At 67.6% G+C, this 19,446-nt stretch carries 23 protein-coding genes; 7 read left to right on the top strand and 16 right to left on the bottom strand.

The window, feature by feature from the left end:
- Window positions 1-4 precede the first annotated feature (4 nt).
- Window positions 5-508, top strand: coding sequence for an arginine repressor (locus ACFVAV_RS29235; RefSeq protein WP_379038769.1), 504 nt, complete (start codon window positions 5-7; stop codon window positions 506-508).
- A 131-nt stretch (window positions 509-639) separates the two neighbouring features.
- On the opposite strand, the gene ACFVAV_RS29230 is transcribed toward ACFVAV_RS29235, so the two are convergent.
- Window positions 640-1,380 (bottom strand): nitroreductase family protein, encoded by a 741-nt coding sequence (locus ACFVAV_RS29230; RefSeq protein ID WP_379038768.1) that lies wholly within the window; start codon window positions 1,378-1,380, stop codon window positions 640-642.
- Between the two features lie 10 nt (window positions 1,381-1,390).
- Window positions 1,391-2,854: a carotenoid oxygenase family protein gene (locus tag ACFVAV_RS29225; protein WP_379038767.1), complete on the bottom strand. Its 1,464-nt coding sequence runs from the start codon at window positions 2,852-2,854 to the stop codon at window positions 1,391-1,393.
- 91 nt (window positions 2,855-2,945) lie between these two features.
- On the opposite strand from ACFVAV_RS29225, the gene ACFVAV_RS29220 reads away from it, so the two are divergent.
- Window positions 2,946-3,572, top strand: a complete 627-nt coding sequence (locus ACFVAV_RS29220; RefSeq protein WP_379038766.1) for a TetR/AcrR family transcriptional regulator — start codon at window positions 2,946-2,948, stop codon at window positions 3,570-3,572.
- Window positions 3,573-3,671: 99 nt separating this feature from the next.
- Here ACFVAV_RS29220 and ACFVAV_RS29215 read toward each other — a convergent pair whose 3' ends face one another.
- The 3 genes from ACFVAV_RS29215 to ACFVAV_RS29205 form a co-directional block, all read right to left on the bottom strand.
- Window positions 3,672-4,142, bottom strand: coding sequence for a hypothetical protein (locus tag ACFVAV_RS29215; RefSeq protein WP_379038764.1), 471 nt, complete (start codon window positions 4,140-4,142; stop codon window positions 3,672-3,674).
- The gene (locus tag ACFVAV_RS29210; RefSeq protein ID WP_379038762.1) at window positions 4,115-4,912 is read right to left on the bottom strand and encodes a DUF4184 family protein; all 798 of its coding nucleotides are present in this window, start codon (window positions 4,910-4,912) and stop codon (window positions 4,115-4,117) included. Before ACFVAV_RS29210 ends, ACFVAV_RS29215 begins: the two co-directional genes overlap by 28 nt.
- Window positions 4,913-5,148: 236 nt before the next feature.
- The gene (locus tag ACFVAV_RS29205) at window positions 5,149-5,304 is read right to left on the bottom strand and encodes a hypothetical protein (RefSeq protein ID WP_379038761.1); all 156 of its coding nucleotides are present in this window, start codon (window positions 5,302-5,304) and stop codon (window positions 5,149-5,151) included.
- Window positions 5,305-5,452: 148 nt separating this feature from the next.
- Here ACFVAV_RS29205 and ACFVAV_RS29200 point away from each other — a divergent pair, with 148 nt between their 5' ends.
- Window positions 5,453-6,139, top strand: coding sequence for a GNAT family N-acetyltransferase (locus tag ACFVAV_RS29200; RefSeq protein ID WP_379038760.1), 687 nt, complete (start codon window positions 5,453-5,455; stop codon window positions 6,137-6,139).
- Here the strand turns inward: ACFVAV_RS29200 and ACFVAV_RS29195 are convergent, their stop codons facing one another.
- Together ACFVAV_RS29195 and ACFVAV_RS29190 are read right to left on the bottom strand one after the other, a co-directional pair.
- A complete protein-coding gene (locus ACFVAV_RS29195; protein WP_379038759.1) occupies window positions 6,140-6,274 on the bottom strand; it encodes a hypothetical protein in 135 nt (44 codons plus the stop codon).
- A 34-nt stretch (window positions 6,275-6,308) separates the two neighbouring features.
- The gene (locus ACFVAV_RS29190; RefSeq protein WP_379038757.1) at window positions 6,309-6,449 is read right to left on the bottom strand and encodes a hypothetical protein; all 141 of its coding nucleotides are present in this window, start codon (window positions 6,447-6,449) and stop codon (window positions 6,309-6,311) included.
- 281 nt (window positions 6,450-6,730) lie between these two features.
- Here ACFVAV_RS29190 and ACFVAV_RS29185 point away from each other — a divergent pair, with 281 nt between their 5' ends.
- The 3 genes from ACFVAV_RS29185 (at window position 6,731) to ACFVAV_RS29175 (ending at window position 9,915) form a co-directional block, all read left to right on the top strand.
- On the top strand, window positions 6,731-7,933 hold the full coding sequence (locus tag ACFVAV_RS29185; protein ID WP_379038755.1) for an argininosuccinate synthase: 1,203 nt from the start codon (window positions 6,731-6,733) through the stop codon (window positions 7,931-7,933).
- 220 nt (window positions 7,934-8,153) lie between these two features.
- The gene (argH, locus tag ACFVAV_RS29180) at window positions 8,154-9,572 is read left to right on the top strand and encodes an argininosuccinate lyase (RefSeq protein WP_379038754.1); all 1,419 of its coding nucleotides are present in this window, start codon (window positions 8,154-8,156) and stop codon (window positions 9,570-9,572) included.
- A gap of 19 nt (window positions 9,573-9,591) precedes the next feature.
- Complete coding sequence (locus ACFVAV_RS29175; protein ID WP_379038753.1) at window positions 9,592-9,915, top strand: DMT family transporter; 324 nt, start codon at window positions 9,592-9,594, stop codon at window positions 9,913-9,915.
- Between the two features lie 73 nt (window positions 9,916-9,988).
- Here ACFVAV_RS29175 and ilvA read toward each other — a convergent pair whose 3' ends face one another.
- The 9 genes from ilvA to ACFVAV_RS29130 form a co-directional block, all read right to left on the bottom strand.
- Window positions 9,989-11,203 carry a threonine ammonia-lyase gene (ilvA, locus tag ACFVAV_RS29170; RefSeq protein WP_379038752.1) on the bottom strand — a complete coding sequence of 405 codons (1,215 nt, stop codon included), beginning with the start codon at window positions 11,201-11,203 and terminating at the stop codon, window positions 9,989-9,991.
- A gap of 36 nt (window positions 11,204-11,239) precedes the next feature.
- Window positions 11,240-11,575 (bottom strand): STAS domain-containing protein, encoded by a 336-nt coding sequence (locus tag ACFVAV_RS29165; RefSeq protein ID WP_379038751.1) that lies wholly within the window; start codon window positions 11,573-11,575, stop codon window positions 11,240-11,242.
- A complete protein-coding gene (locus ACFVAV_RS29160) occupies window positions 11,556-12,059 on the bottom strand; it encodes an ATP-binding protein (protein WP_379038863.1) in 504 nt (167 codons plus the stop codon). The genes ACFVAV_RS29165 and ACFVAV_RS29160 overlap by 20 nt, the downstream gene beginning before the upstream one ends.
- A gap of 289 nt (window positions 12,060-12,348) precedes the next feature.
- Complete coding sequence (locus ACFVAV_RS29155; RefSeq protein ID WP_379038750.1) at window positions 12,349-13,527, bottom strand: serine hydrolase domain-containing protein; 1,179 nt, start codon at window positions 13,525-13,527, stop codon at window positions 12,349-12,351.
- Window positions 13,528-13,576: 49 nt separating this feature from the next.
- The gene (locus ACFVAV_RS29150) at window positions 13,577-13,945 is read right to left on the bottom strand and encodes a hypothetical protein (RefSeq protein ID WP_379038749.1); all 369 of its coding nucleotides are present in this window, start codon (window positions 13,943-13,945) and stop codon (window positions 13,577-13,579) included.
- 181 nt (window positions 13,946-14,126) lie between these two features.
- On the bottom strand, window positions 14,127-14,696 hold the full coding sequence (gene idi / locus ACFVAV_RS29145; RefSeq protein WP_379038747.1) for an isopentenyl-diphosphate Delta-isomerase: 570 nt from the start codon (window positions 14,694-14,696) through the stop codon (window positions 14,127-14,129).
- Window positions 14,693-15,568 carry a geranyl diphosphate 2-C-methyltransferase gene (locus tag ACFVAV_RS29140; RefSeq protein ID WP_379038746.1) on the bottom strand — a complete coding sequence of 292 codons (876 nt, stop codon included), beginning with the start codon at window positions 15,566-15,568 and terminating at the stop codon, window positions 14,693-14,695. Before ACFVAV_RS29140 ends, idi begins: the two co-directional genes overlap by 4 nt.
- Entirely contained in the window at window positions 15,565-16,830 is a 1,266-nt protein-coding gene (locus tag ACFVAV_RS29135) for a family 2 encapsulin nanocompartment cargo protein terpene cyclase (protein WP_379038745.1), read from the bottom strand. Before ACFVAV_RS29135 ends, ACFVAV_RS29140 begins: the two co-directional genes overlap by 4 nt.
- A 12-nt stretch (window positions 16,831-16,842) precedes the next feature.
- Complete coding sequence (locus tag ACFVAV_RS29130; RefSeq protein WP_379038744.1) at window positions 16,843-18,249, bottom strand: family 2B encapsulin nanocompartment shell protein; 1,407 nt, start codon at window positions 18,247-18,249, stop codon at window positions 16,843-16,845.
- A gap of 339 nt (window positions 18,250-18,588) precedes the next feature.
- Here ACFVAV_RS29130 and ACFVAV_RS29125 point away from each other — a divergent pair, with 339 nt between their 5' ends.
- Window positions 18,589-19,374, top strand: coding sequence for a hypothetical protein (locus tag ACFVAV_RS29125; RefSeq protein ID WP_379038743.1), 786 nt, complete (start codon window positions 18,589-18,591; stop codon window positions 19,372-19,374).
- The last annotated feature ends 72 nt before the right edge of the window (window positions 19,375-19,446 follow it).

Genomic DNA, 19,446 nt, shown 5'->3' with positions numbered 1-19,446 from the left:
GGCGATGAGTGCACCCGAGAAGGGCTCGCCCGCCATCGCCCGCACCCGCGCCGGCCGCCAATCGCGCATCGTGGAACTGCTGTCCGCGCATTCGGTCCGCAGCCAGACCGAACTCGCGGCGCTGCTGTCCGCCGAGGGCATCGAGACCACGCAAGCCACCCTGTCGCGTGACCTCGACGAACTCGGCGCGGTGAAACTTCGCGCCGCCGACGGTGGCGCGGGCGTCTACGTCGTCCCCGAGGACGGCAGCCCCGTCCGCGGCGTCACCGGCGGCACCGGCCGCCTCTCCAAACTCCTCGGCGACCTCCTCGTCTCCACCGACGCCAGCGGCAACCTCGCCGTCCTGCGCACCCCACCCGGCGCCGCCCACTTCCTCGCCAGCGCCCTCGACCGCGCCGCCCTGCCCTACATCGTCGGCACCATCGCCGGCGACGACACCATCGCCGTCATCGCCCGCGAACCCCTCACCGGCGCCGAACTCGCCGCGAAAATCGAACGCCTGGCCTGATCTGGTGACGCGAATGCTCAGTTGACGTCAACTGCTCAGCCGTAGGTGATATGGGCTGATGACGAACGATCCGGCCGGGTGGCCTGCCGTTCGATACGAGCAGTACCCCGAGGCCGGAGGTGAAAGCACTGCTACCAACGGTCGCGGTGGATGATGTCGTGGGCGTTCCGGCGAGTGACCGGGCCGAGACGTCCGACTGGCCGGCCGACCGGGACGATGGCGTAGGTGTTGACCCGTTTCGGAATGTCGAGCGCGGCTTTGAATTCCGGTTCCAGCAGCTGGTGCCAGGTGGTGAGGGTGGCACCGAGACCGTGCGCGCGGGCGGCGAGCAACAGGTTCTGGATAGACGGGTAGATGCTCGCGGCTTCACCCATTGCGGTGAACCGGGCGGTGTTGCGCAGCACCGTCATCGCGTGCCGCGGGCCGAGACGAACTGTCGCGGCGCTGATGTGGCGGGCCTGTTCGCGTAGTTTCGCCCAGTAGGGCCCCTGGTCGTAGCAGGCGACGATCAACGCAGGTGTGTCGGCGAAGTGGTCGCGTTGGTAGCGCAGGGCCTGGCGCAGCTTTTCGTGTTTGTCCTCGGTGGATCCCGGGGGCACGGCGCGGGCGATGCCGTCGAGGTAGTAGGTCGCCACGACGTGCCAGAGATTGGCTACGGTGGCGACCCGGTCGCGGTCGGTGACGACGACGAAGTGGAAGCCCTGGGCGTTACTGCCGCTGGGTGCCCAGGTGGCGGCCTCGATCAGGGTGGCGAGCAGCTCGTCGGGGACGGGGTCGGGTCTGAGGCGGCGCATGGCGCGCATCGTGCGCATGACCTCGAGGATCGGTGCGTCCGGACCGATCGGGACGGCGGGGCTGTGGGTGCCGGTCATCGGTTCGGCCTCAGTGGGTGGGGAGGGTGTCGGGGCTGGGGACAGGGGCACCGGGCGTGGCGATGCGGCGGGTGAATGTGCCGTGGAATCCCCCGGGGATGTGGTGGTTCAGCCACGCTGTGGCGAGCGGGCCGCGCTCGGGGTCGCGGGCGTCGAGAACCAGGAACTGGGACCGGTTCTCGGTGAGTTCGTGGTTGAGGGCCAGCAGCCAGCCGTCGTCTTCGGCGGCATCGGGTGTGCGGGGCACGAACAAAGGTTCGCCGACCGAGCTCTCGCCCAGCTCACAGCTGGTGGTCGCGCCTGTGCCGTGGTCGACTTTGACCACGGCGTTGAACACCCCCGCCGGGCCGCCCGCGCCGGCGAGGTAGCTGTAGCGGTGTTCGCGGGTGCTGCGGCGCCAGTCGTATTGCGGAAACTCGCCCGAGCGGTCGGTGAGTTCGCGTTCGATGACAGTGCCGCTCTTGGTGATCCGGTACTGCATCAGCCGCGAGTCGGGGAATGCCGGGATGTCGGGGGTATCGCGGTTGACCGTGCCGACCATGCGCCGGAACTTGCTCCATTCGGTGTCCAGCCGGACCAGTTCGACCACCACGTCGTCGCCGTCGTCGTAGGCGTTGGTGACGTGGACGTGGAGCAGCGCGTCGTGCTCGATGATGCGCGGACGTCCGCCGCTCTTGGGTACCAGCAGGAACCGGGTGCCCTTGGCGGGCTTGAAGTCCAGCGAATCGATGAACGAATGCGTGGCCAGGGCGATTTTGGCGATGTTGGGCAGGATCGGGTCGAGGACGAACACCAAGTATCGCCCGGTGAGGGCGAAGTCGTGGTTCCAGGGCAGGTCCAGCATCGGCACCGTGGCCAGCCGGTGCAGGCGTCCCGCGCGGTCGGCGCGGTAGGTGCGCAGGCGCGGTGTGGGCAGCAGATCGAGACCGAAGTTGTACATGTCGCCGGTGACCGGATCCCATTTCGGGTGCGCGGAGAACGCGCCGAGGAATCCGAGTTTTCCGTCGAAGTCCGTGGGGCCCAAGGTGGCCAGGGTGTCGGGGTCGATGCGATGCGGGTTGCCCAGTTCCCACAACGCCAGCAGGCCGCCGTCGTAGCCGACAACGTTGGTGTTGGCCACGTTCGCCGGCAGCCGTCCGATGTTGGCCAGCGCTCCGCCGGGGATCTGGGTTCCCACGCCGCGATATCGGATCCGGTCCGAGTGCTGTCCGTGCTGGAAGTGGCGGGTGCGCACGTACCGGTTGCGGAACCGCACCGATGTCCCGTCCAGCACGAACTGCGAGATCATTCCGTCGCCGTCGAACACGTTGTGCAGCAACGAGCGTCCGACCTGATGTTTGCCGGGCCCGATCCGGTACAGCGTGCCACGCAGATCCTCGGGGAGCCGGCCATCGATCTGCTCGACCCGGTAGTCGAGCTCGTCGAGCAGCGGCGCGGTGACCTGGTGATAGGCGGTGGCGTGGGTGCTGGTCATCGTGGATTCTCCTTTGAATCGCAAATCTGATGACGCCTGTCATCTGATGACGTATGTCTGCAAATGTAGAAGGGTGACTACACTGCTGTCAATGACGAAGCCGGTCCTACGCAGCTACGGCGGCGTGAGCGCCGCCGAGCGCCGCGCCGAGCGCCGCGCCCGGCTCCTCGCCGCAGCCCGCACCACCTGGGGAGAATCCGGAATCGCCGCGGTCACCGTGCGCGGAGTGTGCAAGACGGCGGGTCTCACCGACCGCTACTTCTACGAACACTTCGCCAACCGTGAGCAGCTGCTGGCCGCCGTCGCCGACGATGTCCGCGACCAATTGCTGTCGGTGCTGGTCGAGGCGGGGGTGTCGAGCCCCGGGCCCGTCGAGGTGAAGTTGACGGCCGCCCTGCGGGCGTTTCTCGAGACTGTCGCGGGCGACCGGCACATCCACCGGATCGTGTCCAGCGACCCCGGCGATGTACCGGCGCTGGTGCAGCGCCGACGCGATGTGCTCACCCGGATCGCCGACCTCGTCGTCGCCAACGCCCCTGCTGCACTCGGCACCGTCCAAGACCCGGCCTCGCTGCGTCGCGCCGCGTTGTTCATCACCGGCGGCGTCAACCAGCTCATCGATGGCTGGCTCGACGGCACCATCGACCTGACCGCCGCCGAGCTGGCGACCGAGTGCGCCCGGCTGTGCATCCGCGTCATCGGCGACACGCATCCCTGACCGGATCGAGCCGGATCCGGTACTCACCGCGGTGCCGAATTCGCCCGTTCCATCCACGTGTGACGCAAACACCCGGGTTGGGGTTGTGCCAGTGATCTTCTATTCCCTGGCGGCGCCCGAGGGCCAGATGATGTCGACGGGGATGTCGAGGGTGTGGGCGAGGGCGACGACGGTGGCGGTGCCGCCGCGGGCGCCGTGGTCGCCGTCCCAGATTGCGATCAGGCGGTCGCAGTCTTCGAGGAGGACCTGGTTGGCTGCTTCGTAGGCGACTCGGCCAGCGTCGTCGAAGTCCATCACGCGCACTGTGTGGGCCTGGGCGAGGAGTTCGTCGAAGTGGGTGAGGTCGTCGGGCTTCACCTGGGCTGCTCGATAGTTCCGGGAGGGCAGCACTACCTCCAGCCGGCCGCCGAGGTCCAGCACGGCCGCGGCGAAGACCGAGTCCGCGCCGCGGGCGAGGCAGGAGATGCCGACCAGGTCGGGGACATCGGCGAGGAGGGCCGACACCGCGTCCCGGAGCAGGGGCTCGGTGGCGGCGGTGATGTTCATGTGTCCGGTGACGCTGATCCGCATTCGCCCATCATGCCGGGTGCGCGACGGCGGGTGTCGCCGCGCTGGTCAGCGGGTTCGTCAGCGCTTGATGAGACGACCGTCGCGATATGCCAGAGCAGCAGATAGATCATCCAGGCGCAGCCCAGGCCCTGAGCCGCGCCGACGATCGTGTGGCGGATGAGGTCGTAGGTGCTGGTCCGGCTGACCGGGTCGTCGATGGCCGAGGCGACAGCGGCGACGGGTGCGAGGAGAAGAACGGTGATGACCACTCGGCGCCATCGTGCGGGCATGGTTGGTGGGCGCCGGCGAGCACGGCGAACGAGGATGTAGGCGAGCACTGCCGTGCCGACCAGCGACGAGGCGTAGCCGAGCACGTTGTAGGCCTTGTGCGGTTCGAGAACCGGTGCACGCAACAGCTCCCAGTGCTGCACCGCGAAACCGGCTGTCTGGGTGAAGGAATCCCACACGATATGGGTTGTCGCGCCGAGAGCGAGGGCGATGATCGTCGACGATGCTCGACACCAGGCGCCGGAATGAACCGGTAGTACTACGCGATAGGGGAGAAGGGCGGCAGCAGGCCCGGCGGAGAGGCGGAAGGCAGGCAGCAGCGCGAGCCCGATCGCCAGATCCCAGCCCAGAACGCCGAACGGCGAGTGGGTCATGCTGCCGCTGACCGGGATCGGCAGGTAGTAGACGGCGTCAGGGGCGACCGATCCGGCGATCAATGCGGGCAGTGGGAAGAATCGGCGAAACGGCAGCACAGCCAGCGGATGGGCGAGCGTGATCGGCACCAGCTCAACGTATTCGGCGGATAGGGAGGAGCTGTAGCGTACGCGCGGAGAGTGTGTCGCGATGCACGGGTCAGCAGGATGGCGGTGGTCACGGCGTAGACGGCCCAGGTCGATGGCGCACTGGACGTTGCCGACGGTGGAGACGACCTGACCCTGGGCAGGACATCGCGCAGATCCATGCTGGTGGCGTCGAATTCGGATCGGTGGGATGTGGCGGCCGTCGGCCGGTCGTCCGCTCAGTTGAACGGGTATTGCCCGCCGCCCGCGCCGCCGCCCGGATTGTTCGGAGTCGCGATGTCGATGATGTCTTGGACCAGCTCGACGATGGCCCGGCCGACATCGAGCACGCCGTTGCCGAGGGTTGAGAATTCCTGCGCGATGTACTGGAGCATCTTGTTCGTCCTCACGTGTGGCGAGCCGAATAGTGCTCTCCCAGAGTGTCACACGGTGCCCGTGAATGTATCGGCTGTCCGGTGATCCGTAGCGGCGCCGAGGGTTCGTCCCACGGGCCGCACGCAGCTCGGGCCGTATATTCCGGGGGTGCGACAGACTCTCGATCCAGACCGCTTCGAGCCGATCCCCGACCCCAGACCCTCCGAAGAGGTGTGGCCGGAGATGACCTGGCCCGTGCCCGCCGATGCGGTGCTCACTGGTGAGACCGTGCAGTTGACCCTCACCGATCCCGCGGCCGATTCCGGCGAGCTCTTCGCAGCACTGGACCACGATGTGGCGTGGGCGCATGTTCCCGGGCGTCCGCGCGATCCCCGCCATTGCGAGGACATCCTGCGTGACCTGGGCTCATCGGGTGAGTGGCAATTGTGGACGGTGCGTGCTCGCCGGGCGATCGGTGAAAGACCGGCCGGAGCGGTGATCGGTGTGACCGCCTACCTGGACGTCCATCAGCGCGATGCTTGGCTCGAGATCGGCTTCACCGTCTACGCACCGTCCGTCTGGGGCACTGCGGTGAATCCCGAAACCAAACTGCTGCTGCTGGCCTACGCGTTCGACACGCTCGGCGTCGGCAGGGTGCAGCTGAAAACCGATGTCCGCAACCAGCGTTCGCAACAGGCGATCGCGCGGCTCGGCGCCCGATACGAGGGCACCCTCCGGCGGCATTTCCGGCGCAGCGACGGCACGGTGCGCGACAGCGTGCTGTTCTCGATCACCAGCGAGGACTGGCCGCAGGTGCGTGCGTCGCTCGACAGCCGGCGTCGTTCGATCCGGTGATCAGGAAGCGAGGAAATTCAGGATCGCCAGGGCCAGGGGTGCGGAGAGATCGAAGAGGACCCGTCCGATGGCCAGGCCGGTGGTGGCGCCGGATTCGTAGTGGTCGGACAGAAACTGCAGGATCGCGTCGACCATGGTGTGCTCCCTGTACTGGTACGGACTCGGCGGGTCAGGCGAAATAGCCCTGGAGGATCGGCGTGCCGAGGTCGATGACCAGCTTGGCGACCGTCAACCCGAAATTGCCGACTCCGATGACGACGGCCCCGATCAGGTCGTAGTTCGCCTGGGCGAAATCACGTAGCTGCTGCATGTTCACTCCTCGACCCCGACCGATGGGTGGCTGTGTGACCAGCGTCTCACAGGAAGTGCTTGCTGCCAAGTTGCTGCGATGGCGTCTCTGCAGGTGGTAGGCATTTTCGGTGGGGCGCCTGGAGTGATCCGAGGCGGCACTACCCCCGGGTATGAATGAGATTGCATCATCGTGCATAATCATTTGCAGCAGCGGCGCGAGCCGAACCGGCTGCCGGAGCATTCATACTGCTCGAGGCAGCCCGTGCAGATGACGTACACACTTCGAGGAGCACAACAGACATGTCCGATCGCGTCGTACTCGCCTACTCCGGTGGGCTTGACACCTCCGTCGCCATCAGCTGGATCGCGAAGGAGACCGGTTCCGAGGTGGTGGCCGTGGCCATCGACCTGGGCCAGGGTGGCGAGGACATGAACGTGGTGCGCCAGCGCGCACTGGACTGCGGCGCCGTGGAGGCCATCGTGGTCGACGCGCGCGACGAGTTCGCCGACGAGTACTGCCTGCCCACCATTCAGGCCAACGCCATGTACATGGGCCAGTACCCACTGGTCTCGGCCATCAGCCGCCCGCTGATCGTCAAGCACCTGGTGGAGGCCGCGAAGTTCCACAACGCGACCACCGTCTCGCACGGCTGCACCGGCAAGGGCAACGACCAGGTCCGCTTCGAGGTCGGCATCGGCGCCCTGGCGCCCGACCTGGAGGTCATCGCCCCGGTCCGCGACTACGCCTGGACCCGCGAGAAGGCCATCGCCTTCGCCGAGCAGAACAACCTGCCGATCAACGTCACCAAGAAGTCGCCGTTCTCGATCGACCAGAACGTGTGGGGCCGCGCCGTCGAGACCGGCTTCCTCGAGGACCTGTGGAACGCGCCGACCAAGGACGTCTACGACTACACCGCCGACCCGACGGTGAACTTCGAGGCGCCCGACGAGGTCATCATCACCTTCGACAAGGGTGTGCCGGTCGCCATCGACGGCCGCCAGGTCACCGTGCTGCAGGCCATCGAGGAGATGAACACCCGCGCCGGTCGCCAGGGTGTCGGCCGCCTCGACATGGTCGAGGACCGGCTCGTCGGCATCAAGAGCCGCGAGATCTACGAGGCGCCGGGCGCCATCGCGCTGATCACCGCGCACCAGGCCCTGGAGAACGTCACCATCGAGCGCGAACTGGGCCGCTACAAGCGCCAGGTCGAGCAGCGCTGGGGCGAGCTGGCCTACGACGGCCTGTGGTTCTCCCCGCTCAAGCGCGCGCTCGACGCGTTCGTGCAGGACACCCAGCAGCACGTCACCGGCGACATCCGGATGGTGCTGCACGGTGGTTCCGCCGTGGTCAACGGCCGCCGCTCCGAGCAGTCGCTCTACGACTTCAACCTGGCCACCTACGACGAGGGCGACACCTTCGACCAGTCGCTGGCCAAGGGCTTCGTGCAGATCCACGGCCTGTCCTCGAAGGTCGCCGCCCGCCGCGACCTGAACCAGAAGTAAGTAAGGCTGTTCCGCCTCCCCGCGACTTTTGCCGGTCGTGGGGAGGTGGCCGTTATTCCTATCGGGCTCACCTGAAGCGCAACGCCTGTTCTGGGCGTGCCCGGTGAGTTACCCATGTTCTCGCTAGATCAGGCGCCAACCGTAGGCTCGATGCGGTTGCCCGTCTGTGCGTGGCAGCCGTTCTGCGCCGTAACCGCCGACACCCAGGAGAGGGCACACGATGACCCGCAGTGGAACCAACGAAGGTGCGCTCTGGGGTGGGCGGTTCGCGTCCGGCCCGGCCGAGGCGATGGCGGCGCTGAGCAAGTCGACCCATTTCGACTGGGCGCTGGCTCCCTATGACATCCGCGCCTCCAAGGCGCACGCCCGGGTGCTGCACAAGGCGGGGCTGCTCTCCGACGACGACCTGACCGGCATGCTGGCCGGCCTGGACGCGCTCGCCGCCGACGTCGCCTCGGGCGCCTACGGTCCCGCCGACTCCGACGAGGACGTGCACGGTGCGCTCGAGCGTGGCCTGATCGAGCGGGTCGGCACCGAGCTCGGCGGCCGGCTGCGGGCAGGCCGTTCGCGCAACGACCAGGTGGCCACCCTGTTCCGGATGTGGCTGCGTGACGGTGTGCGCCGGGTCGCCGCCGGTGTGCTCGACGTGGTCGACGCGCTCGTCGCCCAGGCCGCCGCCCACCCGGACGCGGTGATGCCGGGCAAGACCCACCTGCAGGCCGCGCAGCCGGTGCTGCTCTCGCATCACCTTCTCGCCCACGCGCATCCGCTGCTGCGCGACCTGGAACGCCTGCGCGATTTCGACAAGCGCGCCGCCATCTCGCCGTACGGTTCGGGCGCACTGGCCGGTTCCTCGCTGGGCCTCGATCCCGAGCAGATCGCCACCGAGCTGAATTTCGCTGCGTCGGCGGCCAATTCGATCGACGCCACCTCCGCGCGTGATTTCGCCGCCGAGGCCGCCTTCGTGCTCGCCATGATCGGCGTGGACCTGAGCCGGATGGCCGAAGAAGTCATCATCTGGAGCACACCGGAATTCGGCTACGTCACCCTGGCCGACGCGTGGTCCACCGGCTCGTCGATCATGCCGCAGAAGAAGAACCCCGACGTCTCCGAGCTGACCCGCGGCAAGGCGGGTCGCCTGATCGGCAACCTGACCGGTCTGCTGGCCACCCTCAAGGCGCAGCCGCTGGCCTACAACCGGGACCTGCAGGAGGACAAGGAGCCCCTGTTCGACTCGGTCGCTCAGCTCGAACTGCTGCTGCCCGCCATCGCGGGCCTGGTCGGCACCCTCACCTTCCACACCGACCGGATGGCCGAACTCGCCCCCGCCGGATTCACCCTCGCCACCGATATCGCGGAATGGATGGTGCGCCAAGGCGTTCCGTTCCGCGTCGCCCACGAAGCGGCCGGTGCGTGCGTGCGGGCCGCCGAGGCACGCGGTGTCGGCCTCGACGAACTGACCGACGAAGAGTTCGCCGCCGTCGACCCGTCCCTGACCGCCGGTGTGCGCGAAGTGCTCACGGTCCACGGCTCCATCGCCTCGCGCAATGCGCGTGGCGGCACCGCAGGCATCCGCGTCGCCGAGCAGCTCGACGAGGTCCGCAAGACCGCCGACGACGCCCGCGCCTGGTTGCGCTGAGGTTGACTACTCTGCGGCCATGACCCTGCTCTTCCTGGCCCTGGCCATCGCCACCGAGGTGACGGCGACGGTGTCGCTGAAGCTGTCGGAAGGCTTCACGAAACCGGTGCCCTCGATCGTCGTGGTGATCGGCTACGGTGCCGCGTTCTTCTTCCTGTCCCAGGCGCTGAAGCGGGGGATGTCGATCGGGGTCGCCTACGGGATCTGGTCGGCGGTGGGTGTGGCCGCGATCGCGGCGATCGGTGTGCTGTTCCTGGGGGAGAAGCTCACCTTGACACAGGTCGGCGGAATCGGACTGGTGATCCTCGGGGTGCTGGCCCTCGAGCTCGGTGGCGCGCACTGATACTGGAGCCACGGGGCACGCTGACTCGGGAAGGTGGCGCCGCGGTCCGATCAAGGCGCTGCGGCAATAGCGGCTACAGCTCCGCGTGGACTCGGAATCCGGCGTCGCGGAGCGCGTCCAGGACGTCGTCGCGGTGGGCCGGGCCGCGTGTTTCGACGGTGAGCGAGACCTCGACCTCGTCGACGGCCAGCCACATGCCGGTGCGGGAGTGGACGATGTCGACCACGCTCGCGCCCGCGCGGCCGACGACGCCGAGCAGCGCAGACAGTGCGCCGGGCCGGTCGGCGATGGTGACGCGCATGGCCAGATAGCGGCCTGCCGCGCTGAGACCGTGGCCGATCACTCGCGTGAGCAGCAGCGGGTCGATATTTCCGCCGGACAGGATGGTCACGACCGGGCCGGGCAGGTCGCCGAGGTCGGTGGCGAGGAGCGCGGCGACTCCCGCCGCACCCGCGGGTTCGACGATGAGTTTGGCCCGTTCGAGACAGAGCAGCAGCGCCTTGGACAAGGAGTCTTCGTCCACGGTGACGATTTCGGACACCAACTCGGCGACGTGGGCGAACGGCACCGCACCCGGCTGCCCCACCGCGATGCCGTCGGCCATCGTCGCCATCCGCGGCACCCGAATCGGTTTACCCGCCGCCAGCGAATCCGGCCACGCCGCCGCCTCGGCCGCCTGCACGCCGATCACCCGAACCTGCGGCGCCACCGCGTGCAACGCCGCCGCGACACCCGCGAGCAGACCACCACCACCGGTCGGCACGACGACCGTGCTCACATCGGGAACCTGCTCGAGGATTTCCAGGGCGACCGTCGCCTGACCGGCGACGATATCGGGATGATCGAACGGGTGGATCAGGGTCGCCCCGGTGCGCTCGGCGAATTCCTGTGCGGCGAGCAGGGATTCGTCGACGGAGTCACCCACCAGATGCACCTCGGCCCCGTAGGCGCGGGTCGCGACCAGCTTCGGCAGCGACACCCCGATCGGCATGAACACCGTCGACGTGATCCCGAGCTCCGCCGCCGACCACGCCACTCCCTGCGCGTGATTGCCGGCGCTCGCCGCCACCACGCCGCGCGCCCGCTCCGCCGCAGGCAGGTTCGCGATTCGGTTGTAGGCGCCACGCGGCTTGAACGACCCGGTGCGCTGCAGGTTCTCGCATTTGAGCAGCACCTGCGCACCGACCCGCTCCGACAACACCCGCGATCCCACGGTCGGCGTACGCCGAATCACCGGTGCCAGCAGCCGCGCGGCCGCCTCGATCCGCTCGAGCCCGACGATCTCCATGGGCCGAACGTACCGCCCCGAGTGTCGCCGGCGAGGTCAGAAGGAGTTGATAGCTTCCTGCTCGATGTCGTAGGTTTCGAACACCGTGATGAGTTGGGTGATCATGAGGATATCCCGAACACGGTCGGGCAAGCTGACCAGTTTGAGTGTCCCGCCGTTGTTGGTGACGGTCGTGTAGCTCGCTACCAATTCGCCGAGTCCAGAGGAATCGATGCGACGCACAGCTGCGAGGTTCAGCAGGATCTGCTTCTTCCCGGTGTTGATCAGGATCCGGATCTTCTCCCTGAGCTGAACGTCGCCCACACCGATTTCGAGATTCCCGGTCAGATCCAGGATGGTGACGCCGTTGACGCTACGCTCTTTGATCTCCATGGAACCCTCCTCTGTGTGGTGGTACTCCCTCCGCAACGGAGCGGGGGAGCTTGGTGCGCAGGGTGAGTGTGAACCGCCCTTGCGGACCGTGGGCGGCCTCGAGGGAATCGACGGCTGTGCGCATGAGAAGCACACCGCGCCCCGACGCGCGGAGCACTCCCTCGGGGAGGCGCGGATCGGGCACGATATCAGGGTCGAATCCCGGTCCTTGGTCGCTGATCTCGATCAGTAGTTCGTCGTCCTCGATATCGAGGGTGATCTCGACCGTGGCGTCCGGATTACCGTCGCCACCACTGTGTTCGATCGCGTTGATCACCGCTTCGTGTACCGCCAGTTCGATCGGCCAGACCGCAGAATCGTCGCCCCACAGGCCGTGCAGGATCGGCGTGAGTCGGGCGTGCGCTCGCTCGATCTGCTCGATTCGACTGCCGATCACGACACGCAGCGGCAGTACCGCACCGGCATCGATCCCAGTTGGACGCATCACCGAACTCGATTCTTCAGGTATCGCGGACCGAGGCAACGCGCACCCGACGAGTTATCGGGACGGTAGGGCCGACCTGTCGAGCGTGTCACCGGAGACATCGAGTTGCTCTATCAGTCGCTGAGCCTGCTGGTCGTTCGCCATCTGTGCACTCCTCGAGTCGAAGGTGTCAGCGTCGAGAACAATCAGAAATGCACGCACAAGGCTACAGCCCGGAACCAGCTCACAACGGCAGGTGTTGCGGGCGTGGCGGGCGCGGGGGAGCGGAGGTATGGCGTTGCATCGGGTCTCAGCGGAGCCTGTCGGCTTTCGCGATGTTGTGGGCGGTGGTGCCGAGGCGGGTGAGGCGGGCGTCGCCGAGGGGGGTGAGTTTGCCGCCGAGCCGGTTGGTGACGAAGGCGAGGGACAGACCGGTCTCGGGGTCGGCGAAGGCGCCGGAACCGCCGAGGCCGAAGTGGCCGAAGGCCGAAATCGGGTCGGCCTTGGACGGTTTCATCGGGACGCCGTGGAAACCGAGTGCCCACGGGATGCGGAAGGCCAGCACGTAATCCGGGGTGAAGATCTGGCGGGTGGCGGCGCGGCGGATCGAGCCGGGGTCGAGGATGCGGGTGCCGTCGAGTTCGCCGCCGTTGGCGAGTGCGGCGTAGACGCGGGCCAGGGCACGGGCCGAGAAGACGCCGTTCACGCCGGGCATCACCGAATCGTGCACGCGCGGGTCGACGATGAGGTCGGCGAAACCGCGCGGGGTGGTTTCCGCCGCGGCCGCGTACCGGGTGCGGGTGAGCAGGTCCGAACCCCGGTCCCACTCCATGCCCGCCGCCCGCAGCCGCGGGAAGGTGGTGGCGATGCGATGCCGCTCCTCCTTCGGCACCCGGAACCAGAGTTCTTCGGCACCAAGGGGTTCGGCGAGTTCGGTGCGGACGACGTCGACGAACTCACGCCCGGTCACCCGCCGCACCAGCTCGGCGGCCAGGTGCCCGTAGCTGATGCCGTGATAGCCGCTGGTGATCCGGTGCCGGGGATCGGGGGTGGCCGCGCCCAGCGCGGCGGTGACGGCCTCGTCGTCGAGGAAACGGTCGGCGGGCCCGGGCAGCAGGCCCCGCAGCCGGTGCAGACCGGCGCGGTGGGTGAGCACGTCGCGCACGGTGATGTGCGCCTTGCCCGCCGCGGCGAATTCGGGCCAGTATTCGGCCACCGCGGTGTCGTAGTCGAGCTGCCCGCGCTCGGCGAGCTGATGGATCACCGTGGAGGCCACGCCTTTTCCGGTGGAGAAGGCCAGCGCCACCGTGTCCGCCGCCCAGGGCACGCCGGGGCCGGCGTAGCCTGCCCACACATCGACCACCGGCTCACCGTGCAGATACACGCACAAGGCGCCACCGCCGTGCGACGGCTTGCGGAAGAGGCGGTCGAACATCGCGACCAGGTTGACGAAACGGCGATCCACCGACTGCGCTGTCGAAACTCCCATCGTTCGAGCATGCCACCCGGCCCACGGGACCGGTCGATACGGTGATCGTTCAGACGCTGATGGATTCGCCCGACAGTGCGCTGAGCACACCGTCGAGGTCGTCGACATCGACGACCAGTCGGGTGAAATCGGGCCCGTCGAGGTCGATGCGCACCGCGCTGCCACCGAAAGTGGTGTCCCAGAACTCTTTCCGGCCCTTTCCCCGATAGACGCCCGCGGCGATCACGCCGGGGATGAAGGTGCCGGGCGCGCGCACCCACGGCGGGCGCAGGTCCACCTCGGCGGGGGTGATGCCGGTGATGGCAGCACGGTCGATCACGACCTGCTGCCGCAGCGCGAGTAGGCGATGACCACCGAGCACATGGACCGTCACGGTGTCGTCGTTGATCTCGACCTCGACCATCGCTACCTCACTCACCTTCTGCGGAATCGTTCCCGGTCCAGGGTGCGCGTCCGGCCTGGTCGGCGACTGTGGCGAGCCTGTGATTTAACCAAGAACACTAGACATTGACAGATATAGATATGCGCATCTATCCGGAATGAGCTCACTGGGTGGGGTGGACAGCGAGCTGTTCGAAAGACAGCAAGGAGGGTAGGGGCTACGTCCGGTGCGCGGTGTGCGCGTGGTCGGCGATATCGAGCACCTCGGCCAGCCACGGCGTGTACCTGCCGGGGTCGTCGGCCAGCTCACCCCGCAGGGCCTGCGGGGTGAGCCACGCCCAGGCACCGACCTCGGCCGGGTCGGGCTGGGGCGTCACATCGCCCACCACGCCGATCAGGACGTGGTCGTATTCGTGTTCGACCCGGCCCGTCGTCTCGTCGCCGGCGCGGTAGCGGAAGGTCCCGACCTCGGTGAGGTCGGCCGCGAGGCCGAACTCCTCGCGCAGCCGGATCGCCGCCGCCTCGATCACCGGCTGACCGGGCGCGGGATGCCCGCAGCAGGTGTTGGCCCACTGCAGTGGGAAGCGGGTCTTGACCGCGGCGCGCTGCTGGATCAGCACCTGCCCGTGCCGATCGAACAGCAGCACCGAGAAGGCGCGGTGGAGCGCGCCCGGTGGCCGATGAGCATCGGCCACCGAGCACGCTCCGATCGCAACACCGGTGTCGTCGACCAGCTCGACGGGCATGGCTTCGCGGTCGATCGACGGGTCGGCGAGCTGTTCGGTCACCTGGCTACCTTATCGGCGACGATCATCAGGTACTGGAAGCTCCCCTCGCGGTAGGCGGTGAGGAACGGCTGCTCGACGCCGGTGGCGAGCTCGGAATGGGTGCGCAGCTCCCAGTACGGGATGGTGTCGGGGGTGAGGTCGACGACGGTGGTGGGGATCAGACCGTTGTCGGAGAGTGCGCGGAAGTACTCGCTGCGGGGATGGATCATGCAGCCGTAGTGCGCGTCGATCCAGCTGACCGAGGCGGAGCGGCCACCGGTGACGTCGTTGGAGCAGCCGGTGATGCACACATACCGCCCACCGGGTTCCAGGAGTCGCGCGAATTCGTCGAACAGGTCGAACAGATCGACGTACATGGTGGTCTCGTTGGTCCAGATGCCGCGGACCGACTCGTCGGCGAAGCCGGTGTCGAGCATGTTGCGGAAGTGGAACCGGACCCGGTCGGTGATACCGCGTTCCGCGGCCTGGTCGTTGGCGAAGCCGACCTGGTACTCGGAGATGGAGACACCGTCGACCTGGCAGCCGAAGCGGTCCGCGGCCATGAAACTGGTGCCGCCGCGTCCCGAACCGCCGTCGACGAGGCGGTCGGCGGTCTGGATGGGGCCGAGATGGTCGAGCAGGTAGTCGGCCTGGGCGGTCTCGAGCCGGTGCAGTTCGCGCACGATGCGGTCCTGCCTGGTCTTCTCGGGGCCCTTGATGACCGACCAATCGGGCGCGCCGATGCCGTAGTGGTGGTGGTAGAGACCGTCGACCTCGCCCAGTTTGGTGTTGACCCGGTCGTCGTTCGGGTTGTTGTTCCAGTACGCCGCGACGGAACGCTGGTAGGTGGTCCGCAGGACGGTGCGTTCGGTGCGGGGGTTCGCGATGGTCATCGGTCGTCCTCTCCTGGAGCGATGTCGTGGTAGCGGCGGCTGCCGGCGTGCCAGGCGCGATTTCCGCCCATCCAGGCCCACAGGCCGGCCAGGAAGCGGCGCAGCTGGGGTGAGCCGGCGGCGGCGAGCGGGGCCGCTTCCCGTTCGAAGCGGTGCATCAGTTCGTCGTGGATCTGCGCGGTCCGCAGTACCGCGTCGGCGCGGCTGCAGCCCTCCTCGGCGGCGAGGACCGTCGGCAGGTTGAATTCCCTGCCACCCGAAAGGTCCTCGCGCGCCATCGAATACAGGTCGTTCACCATCTGGGCGGCCAGTGCGGCAGTGGTGGTGACCCGCCGGACAGCCGGATCGGTGTACTCGGGAGCGCCGAGTTCGTAGCCGCCGACGGCGTCGATCGGCGCCATGCACGGCAGGAAGCTGTGCGGCTGACGATTGGTCAGGTACTCCCAGACCGGTGGCATCCGATCCGCGGTGCGCCAGCCGGCCTCGGCGCCGAGCGCGATGAACCAGCCCGCGATCTCGGTGCGTAACCTGGCCAGCTGCGCCGGGCTCGCGTACCCCGCCAGGTGCGCGAACGACGTCCGGAACGCGCGCAGGATCGGATCGGCCTGCATGGCCTGTTCGAGCCGGGGCGCGTACCGCGCGGGCAGATGGGCTGGGTCCATGGCGGCGGCGGCGAGTTCGAGCCGTGGCCCGAGTTCGGCGGCGGCGCTGGACGGTGTGCCGTCGGGTGCGGTGTCGCCAGGGGCGTCCTCCTCGCAGTAGTAGTCGTCTACCGCCCATTCCGAGACGGCGCAGCGGGCGGCGGCCAGCAGCCGGTCGGGGTCGTCGCAATCGGGATGGGCGAGCATGATCAGCCGACCGAAATCGGCCTTGTCCAGCTCGTCGAGGCGGCCTTCGTAGAGGCCGATCTGGGCGGCCCAGGCGAGCAGGCCGGTGTTGACGGCCTCGGCCAGCGCTGGGTCGTCGCGTTCGGGTGGTGGACAGTAGAGGGTCGGAATCGTTTGCGGTGCACCGGCTTGCGGGCTGGAGGGAACGGCGCTGCGCCACAGGGAAGTGGTGCCGAGCCCGGTCGGACCGAGCAGGCGCAGCGGTTCACGGACGGGCGGCTTCGGTGGCGAGATCCGGTGCGGGAGCGTGGATGCCGCCGTGCCGAGCAGGGGGAACAGGTCGGCAGGCGCCGTCGCGTCGTGCAGCAGGGCCGCCACCGTGGCGGCGAGCTCGGTGCCCGCGTGCGGGGCGGCTGCCCTGGTGAGGATCGACACGGTCCGCGCCGATCAGTCGGCCTGGCGCGCGACGCGCACGCCGTCGAGTACGCCGAGCGCGTCGGGGACCAGGACCGCGGCCGAGTAGTAGCAGCTCACCAGGTACGACATGATCGACTGGTCATCGATCTGCTTGAACCGGACGTTCAAACTCGGCTCGTACTCGTCGGGAATGCCGGTCTGGTGCAATCCGACCACACCCTGATCCTTCTCGCCGATGCGCATGGCCATGATCGAGGTGGTCTGGGTGCCGTTCACCGGGATCTTGCCGCACGGCAGGATGGGCACCCCACGCCAGCCGGGCACCCGAGATCCCTGGAACTCCACCGGATCGGGATACAGTCCGCGGCGCGAACATTCGCGGCCGAACGCGGCGATCGCCTTGGGATGGGCGAGGAAGAACTTGGTGCCGCGGCGCATGCTCAGCAGCTCGTCCATGTCGTCGGGGGTCGGCGGGCCCGATTCGGTGGTGATGCGCTGCTTGAGATCGCAGTTGTGCAGCAGGCCGAACTCGGGATTGTTCACCAGGTCGTGCTCGCGCCGCTCGTAGAGCGCTTCGACGGTCAGGCGCAGCTGCTGGTCGATCTGGTTCATCGGGTCGTTGAACAGATCGGCCACGCGGGTGTGTACCCGCAGCACGCTCTGTGCCAGGCCGAGTTCGTATTCGCGGGGGCTGGCGTCGTAGTCGACGAACGTGCCTTCGAGCAGCGGTTCGCCGGAATGGCCGGAGGAGATCTCGATATCGGCCTCGCCTTTGGAATTCTGATTCCGGCGTGGCGTCTGGGCGGCATCGTCGCGGATCCGGGCCAGTTCTGGATTCATGTCGAGGAATTCTTCGAACGATTGCCTGGGCAGGCAGAGAATGGTCGTCCTGGTCACCGTTTTCACGGTTTCCGGCCAGATCGCCGACGGGTCGGTGAGCATGTCCTCGCCGTAGAAGTCGCCGCCGGCGAGGAGGCCGAGTTTGGTGGCCTCGCCGTATTCACCGGAACCCAGCTTGGCGAGTTTTCCGTGGACGACGAGAATGACCTGATCCATCGGATTCCCGAATTCGGCGACAACGGTGCCGGGATCGAGATCGTATTGCACGAAATTGTCGGCGAGCGGTCGCAGCAACTCGTCGTCGTCCACCGCACGCAGGGCGGGGAGTTCGCGCAATTCCTGCGGGATCACCCTGGCGCGCGAGCCGTCGACGACGAACTCGACCTCGCCGTTGCCGAGGGTGTGGGTGAGCCTGCGGTTGACGCGATAGATACCACCCGCGACCTGCACCCATGGCAGCGCGCGTGACAGCCAGCGGGAGCTGATGCCCTGCATCTGCGGCTCGGATTTGGTGGTGTGCGCCAGCTGATGCGCCGCAGTGGTGCTGAGACTCTTGCGCACGGAATTCTCTGTGGGCAGCGGCATTTCGATGGTCATGTAGTTCCTCACCTCGGGGCGGATATCGGCACGGCCGATCAGCCTGTGCGGCGCGACGATGCGTGACAGGCTGGGGGGTGGGTAACGGTGCGAAGCGAATGGTCCTGCGCGGAAGAGGCTGCGCGTGTGAAACGGGGTTACACGAGATTTGGTGCGTGCCAGTACGTTCCGGACAACAACGATGGTAGGGCGTCGAGGCGGCCGCGTGCGGGCTAATCGGGAAAACATGGCTCTGACCGGGAGAACCCTTGCGCGGGAAGCGATTGCGGCCCGATGGATGTCCTGGGATGAATCGCGGATCGCCGCCGGAATCGGGCGCGGAGTAGATATCGTCGAATCATGTTCACCTGGATATACGCGCTTCCGATCTGGCTGGACTTCCTCCTCATCACCGGCACTGCCGTCGGCCTCACGGTGACGGCGATTCTGCTCAGCCGGCGGGCCGTCCAGCGGGCCTTCGGCCCCGAGCCCGGCTGGAACGAGACCGTCACGATGGTGCTCACCGTCGGCGGCGTGTTCTACGGTCTGCTGCTCGGGCTGATCGCGGCGGCCACCTACGAGTCCTACGACGCGGCGCAGAGTCGCGTCGCCGACGAGGCCGCGGCGGTCGGCACCCTCTACCGTGAGGTGAGCGCCTATCCGGAGCCGTACCGGGAGTTGCTGCGCGACGACCTCGCCGATTACACCCGCGACGTGCTCGACGTCGTCTGGCCCGCCCTGCAGCAAGGTCGGGAACCCATCGGCGGCACCGCGCTGGTGACCCGGTTCCAGGGACATCTGCTCGAGTTCCATCCGTCGAACAGCGCGGAGGAGATCGTGCACGCCGCCACGATCGACCAGTTCGCCCGGTTCGACTCCGACCGCAGGCACCGGATCAACGCCACCAAGGGCGGCATCCCCGATGTGCTCTGGTGGACGATCCTGGTCGGCGGCGTGGTGAACCTGGTGCTGCTGTGCCTGTTCTGCCTGGGCAAGCACGCGCACCTGGTACTCGGCGGGCTGTTCGCCTTCTTCCTCGGCGCGATGATCTTCCTGATCGCCGCGCTGGATTATCCGTTCCGCGGTGACCTCAGCGTGAGCAGCGAGCCATTCGACAGTGTCTACGTCAATGTGATGGGCCGCTGAACAGCGAGTGTGACCCGAATCGCCGGAACATGCGGCCTGTCACAGGCGACACATAATGGAGGTCCGGTGTGG

The sequence above is a fragment of the Nocardia sp. NPDC057663 genome (assembly GCF_042799895.1).
Classification (GTDB): Bacteria; Actinomycetota; Actinomycetes; order Mycobacteriales; family Mycobacteriaceae; genus Nocardia.
This window is presented reverse-complemented; position numbering and strand designations above follow the sequence as displayed.

Bases quoted from the DNA above. Each gene is read 5' to 3' on its own strand.
- ACFVAV_RS29235 (WP_379038769.1), top strand. From the start codon at position 5: ATGAGTGCACCCGAGAAGGGCTCGCCCGCCATCGCCCGCACCCGCGCC.
- ACFVAV_RS29230 (WP_379038768.1), bottom strand. From the start codon at position 1,380: ATGACCGGCACCCACAGCCCCGCCGTCCCGATCGGTCCGGACGCACCG.
- ACFVAV_RS29225 (WP_379038767.1), bottom strand. From the start codon at position 2,854: ATGACCAGCACCCACGCCACCGCCTATCACCAGGTCACCGCGCCGCTG.
- ACFVAV_RS29220 (WP_379038766.1), top strand. From the start codon at position 2,946: ATGACGAAGCCGGTCCTACGCAGCTACGGCGGCGTGAGCGCCGCCGAG.
- ACFVAV_RS29215 (WP_379038764.1), bottom strand. From the start codon at position 4,142: ATGCGGATCAGCGTCACCGGACACATGAACATCACCGCCGCCACCGAG.
- ACFVAV_RS29205 (WP_379038761.1), bottom strand. From the start codon at position 5,304: ATGCTCCAGTACATCGCGCAGGAATTCTCAACCCTCGGCAACGGCGTG.
- ACFVAV_RS29195 (WP_379038759.1), bottom strand. From the start codon at position 6,274: ATGGTCGACGCGATCCTGCAGTTTCTGTCCGACCACTACGAATCCGGC.
- ACFVAV_RS29190 (WP_379038757.1), bottom strand. From the start codon at position 6,449: ATGCAGCAGCTACGTGATTTCGCCCAGGCGAACTACGACCTGATCGGG.
- ACFVAV_RS29185 (WP_379038755.1), top strand. From the start codon at position 6,731: ATGTCCGATCGCGTCGTACTCGCCTACTCCGGTGGGCTTGACACCTCC.
- argH (WP_379038754.1), top strand. From the start codon at position 8,154: ATGACCCGCAGTGGAACCAACGAAGGTGCGCTCTGGGGTGGGCGGTTC.
- ACFVAV_RS29175 (WP_379038753.1), top strand. From the start codon at position 9,592: ATGACCCTGCTCTTCCTGGCCCTGGCCATCGCCACCGAGGTGACGGCG.
- ilvA (WP_379038752.1), bottom strand. From the start codon at position 11,203: ATGGAGATCGTCGGGCTCGAGCGGATCGAGGCGGCCGCGCGGCTGCTG.
- ACFVAV_RS29165 (WP_379038751.1), bottom strand. From the start codon at position 11,575: ATGGAGATCAAAGAGCGTAGCGTCAACGGCGTCACCATCCTGGATCTG.
- ACFVAV_RS29160 (WP_379038863.1), bottom strand. From the start codon at position 12,059: ATGCGTCCAACTGGGATCGATGCCGGTGCGGTACTGCCGCTGCGTGTC.
- ACFVAV_RS29155 (WP_379038750.1), bottom strand. From the start codon at position 13,527: ATGGGAGTTTCGACAGCGCAGTCGGTGGATCGCCGTTTCGTCAACCTG.
- ACFVAV_RS29140 (WP_379038746.1), bottom strand. From the start codon at position 15,568: ATGACCATCGCGAACCCCCGCACCGAACGCACCGTCCTGCGGACCACC.
- ACFVAV_RS29130 (WP_379038744.1), bottom strand. From the start codon at position 18,249: ATGACCATCGAAATGCCGCTGCCCACAGAGAATTCCGTGCGCAAGAGT.
- ACFVAV_RS29125 (WP_379038743.1), top strand. From the start codon at position 18,589: ATGTTCACCTGGATATACGCGCTTCCGATCTGGCTGGACTTCCTCCTC.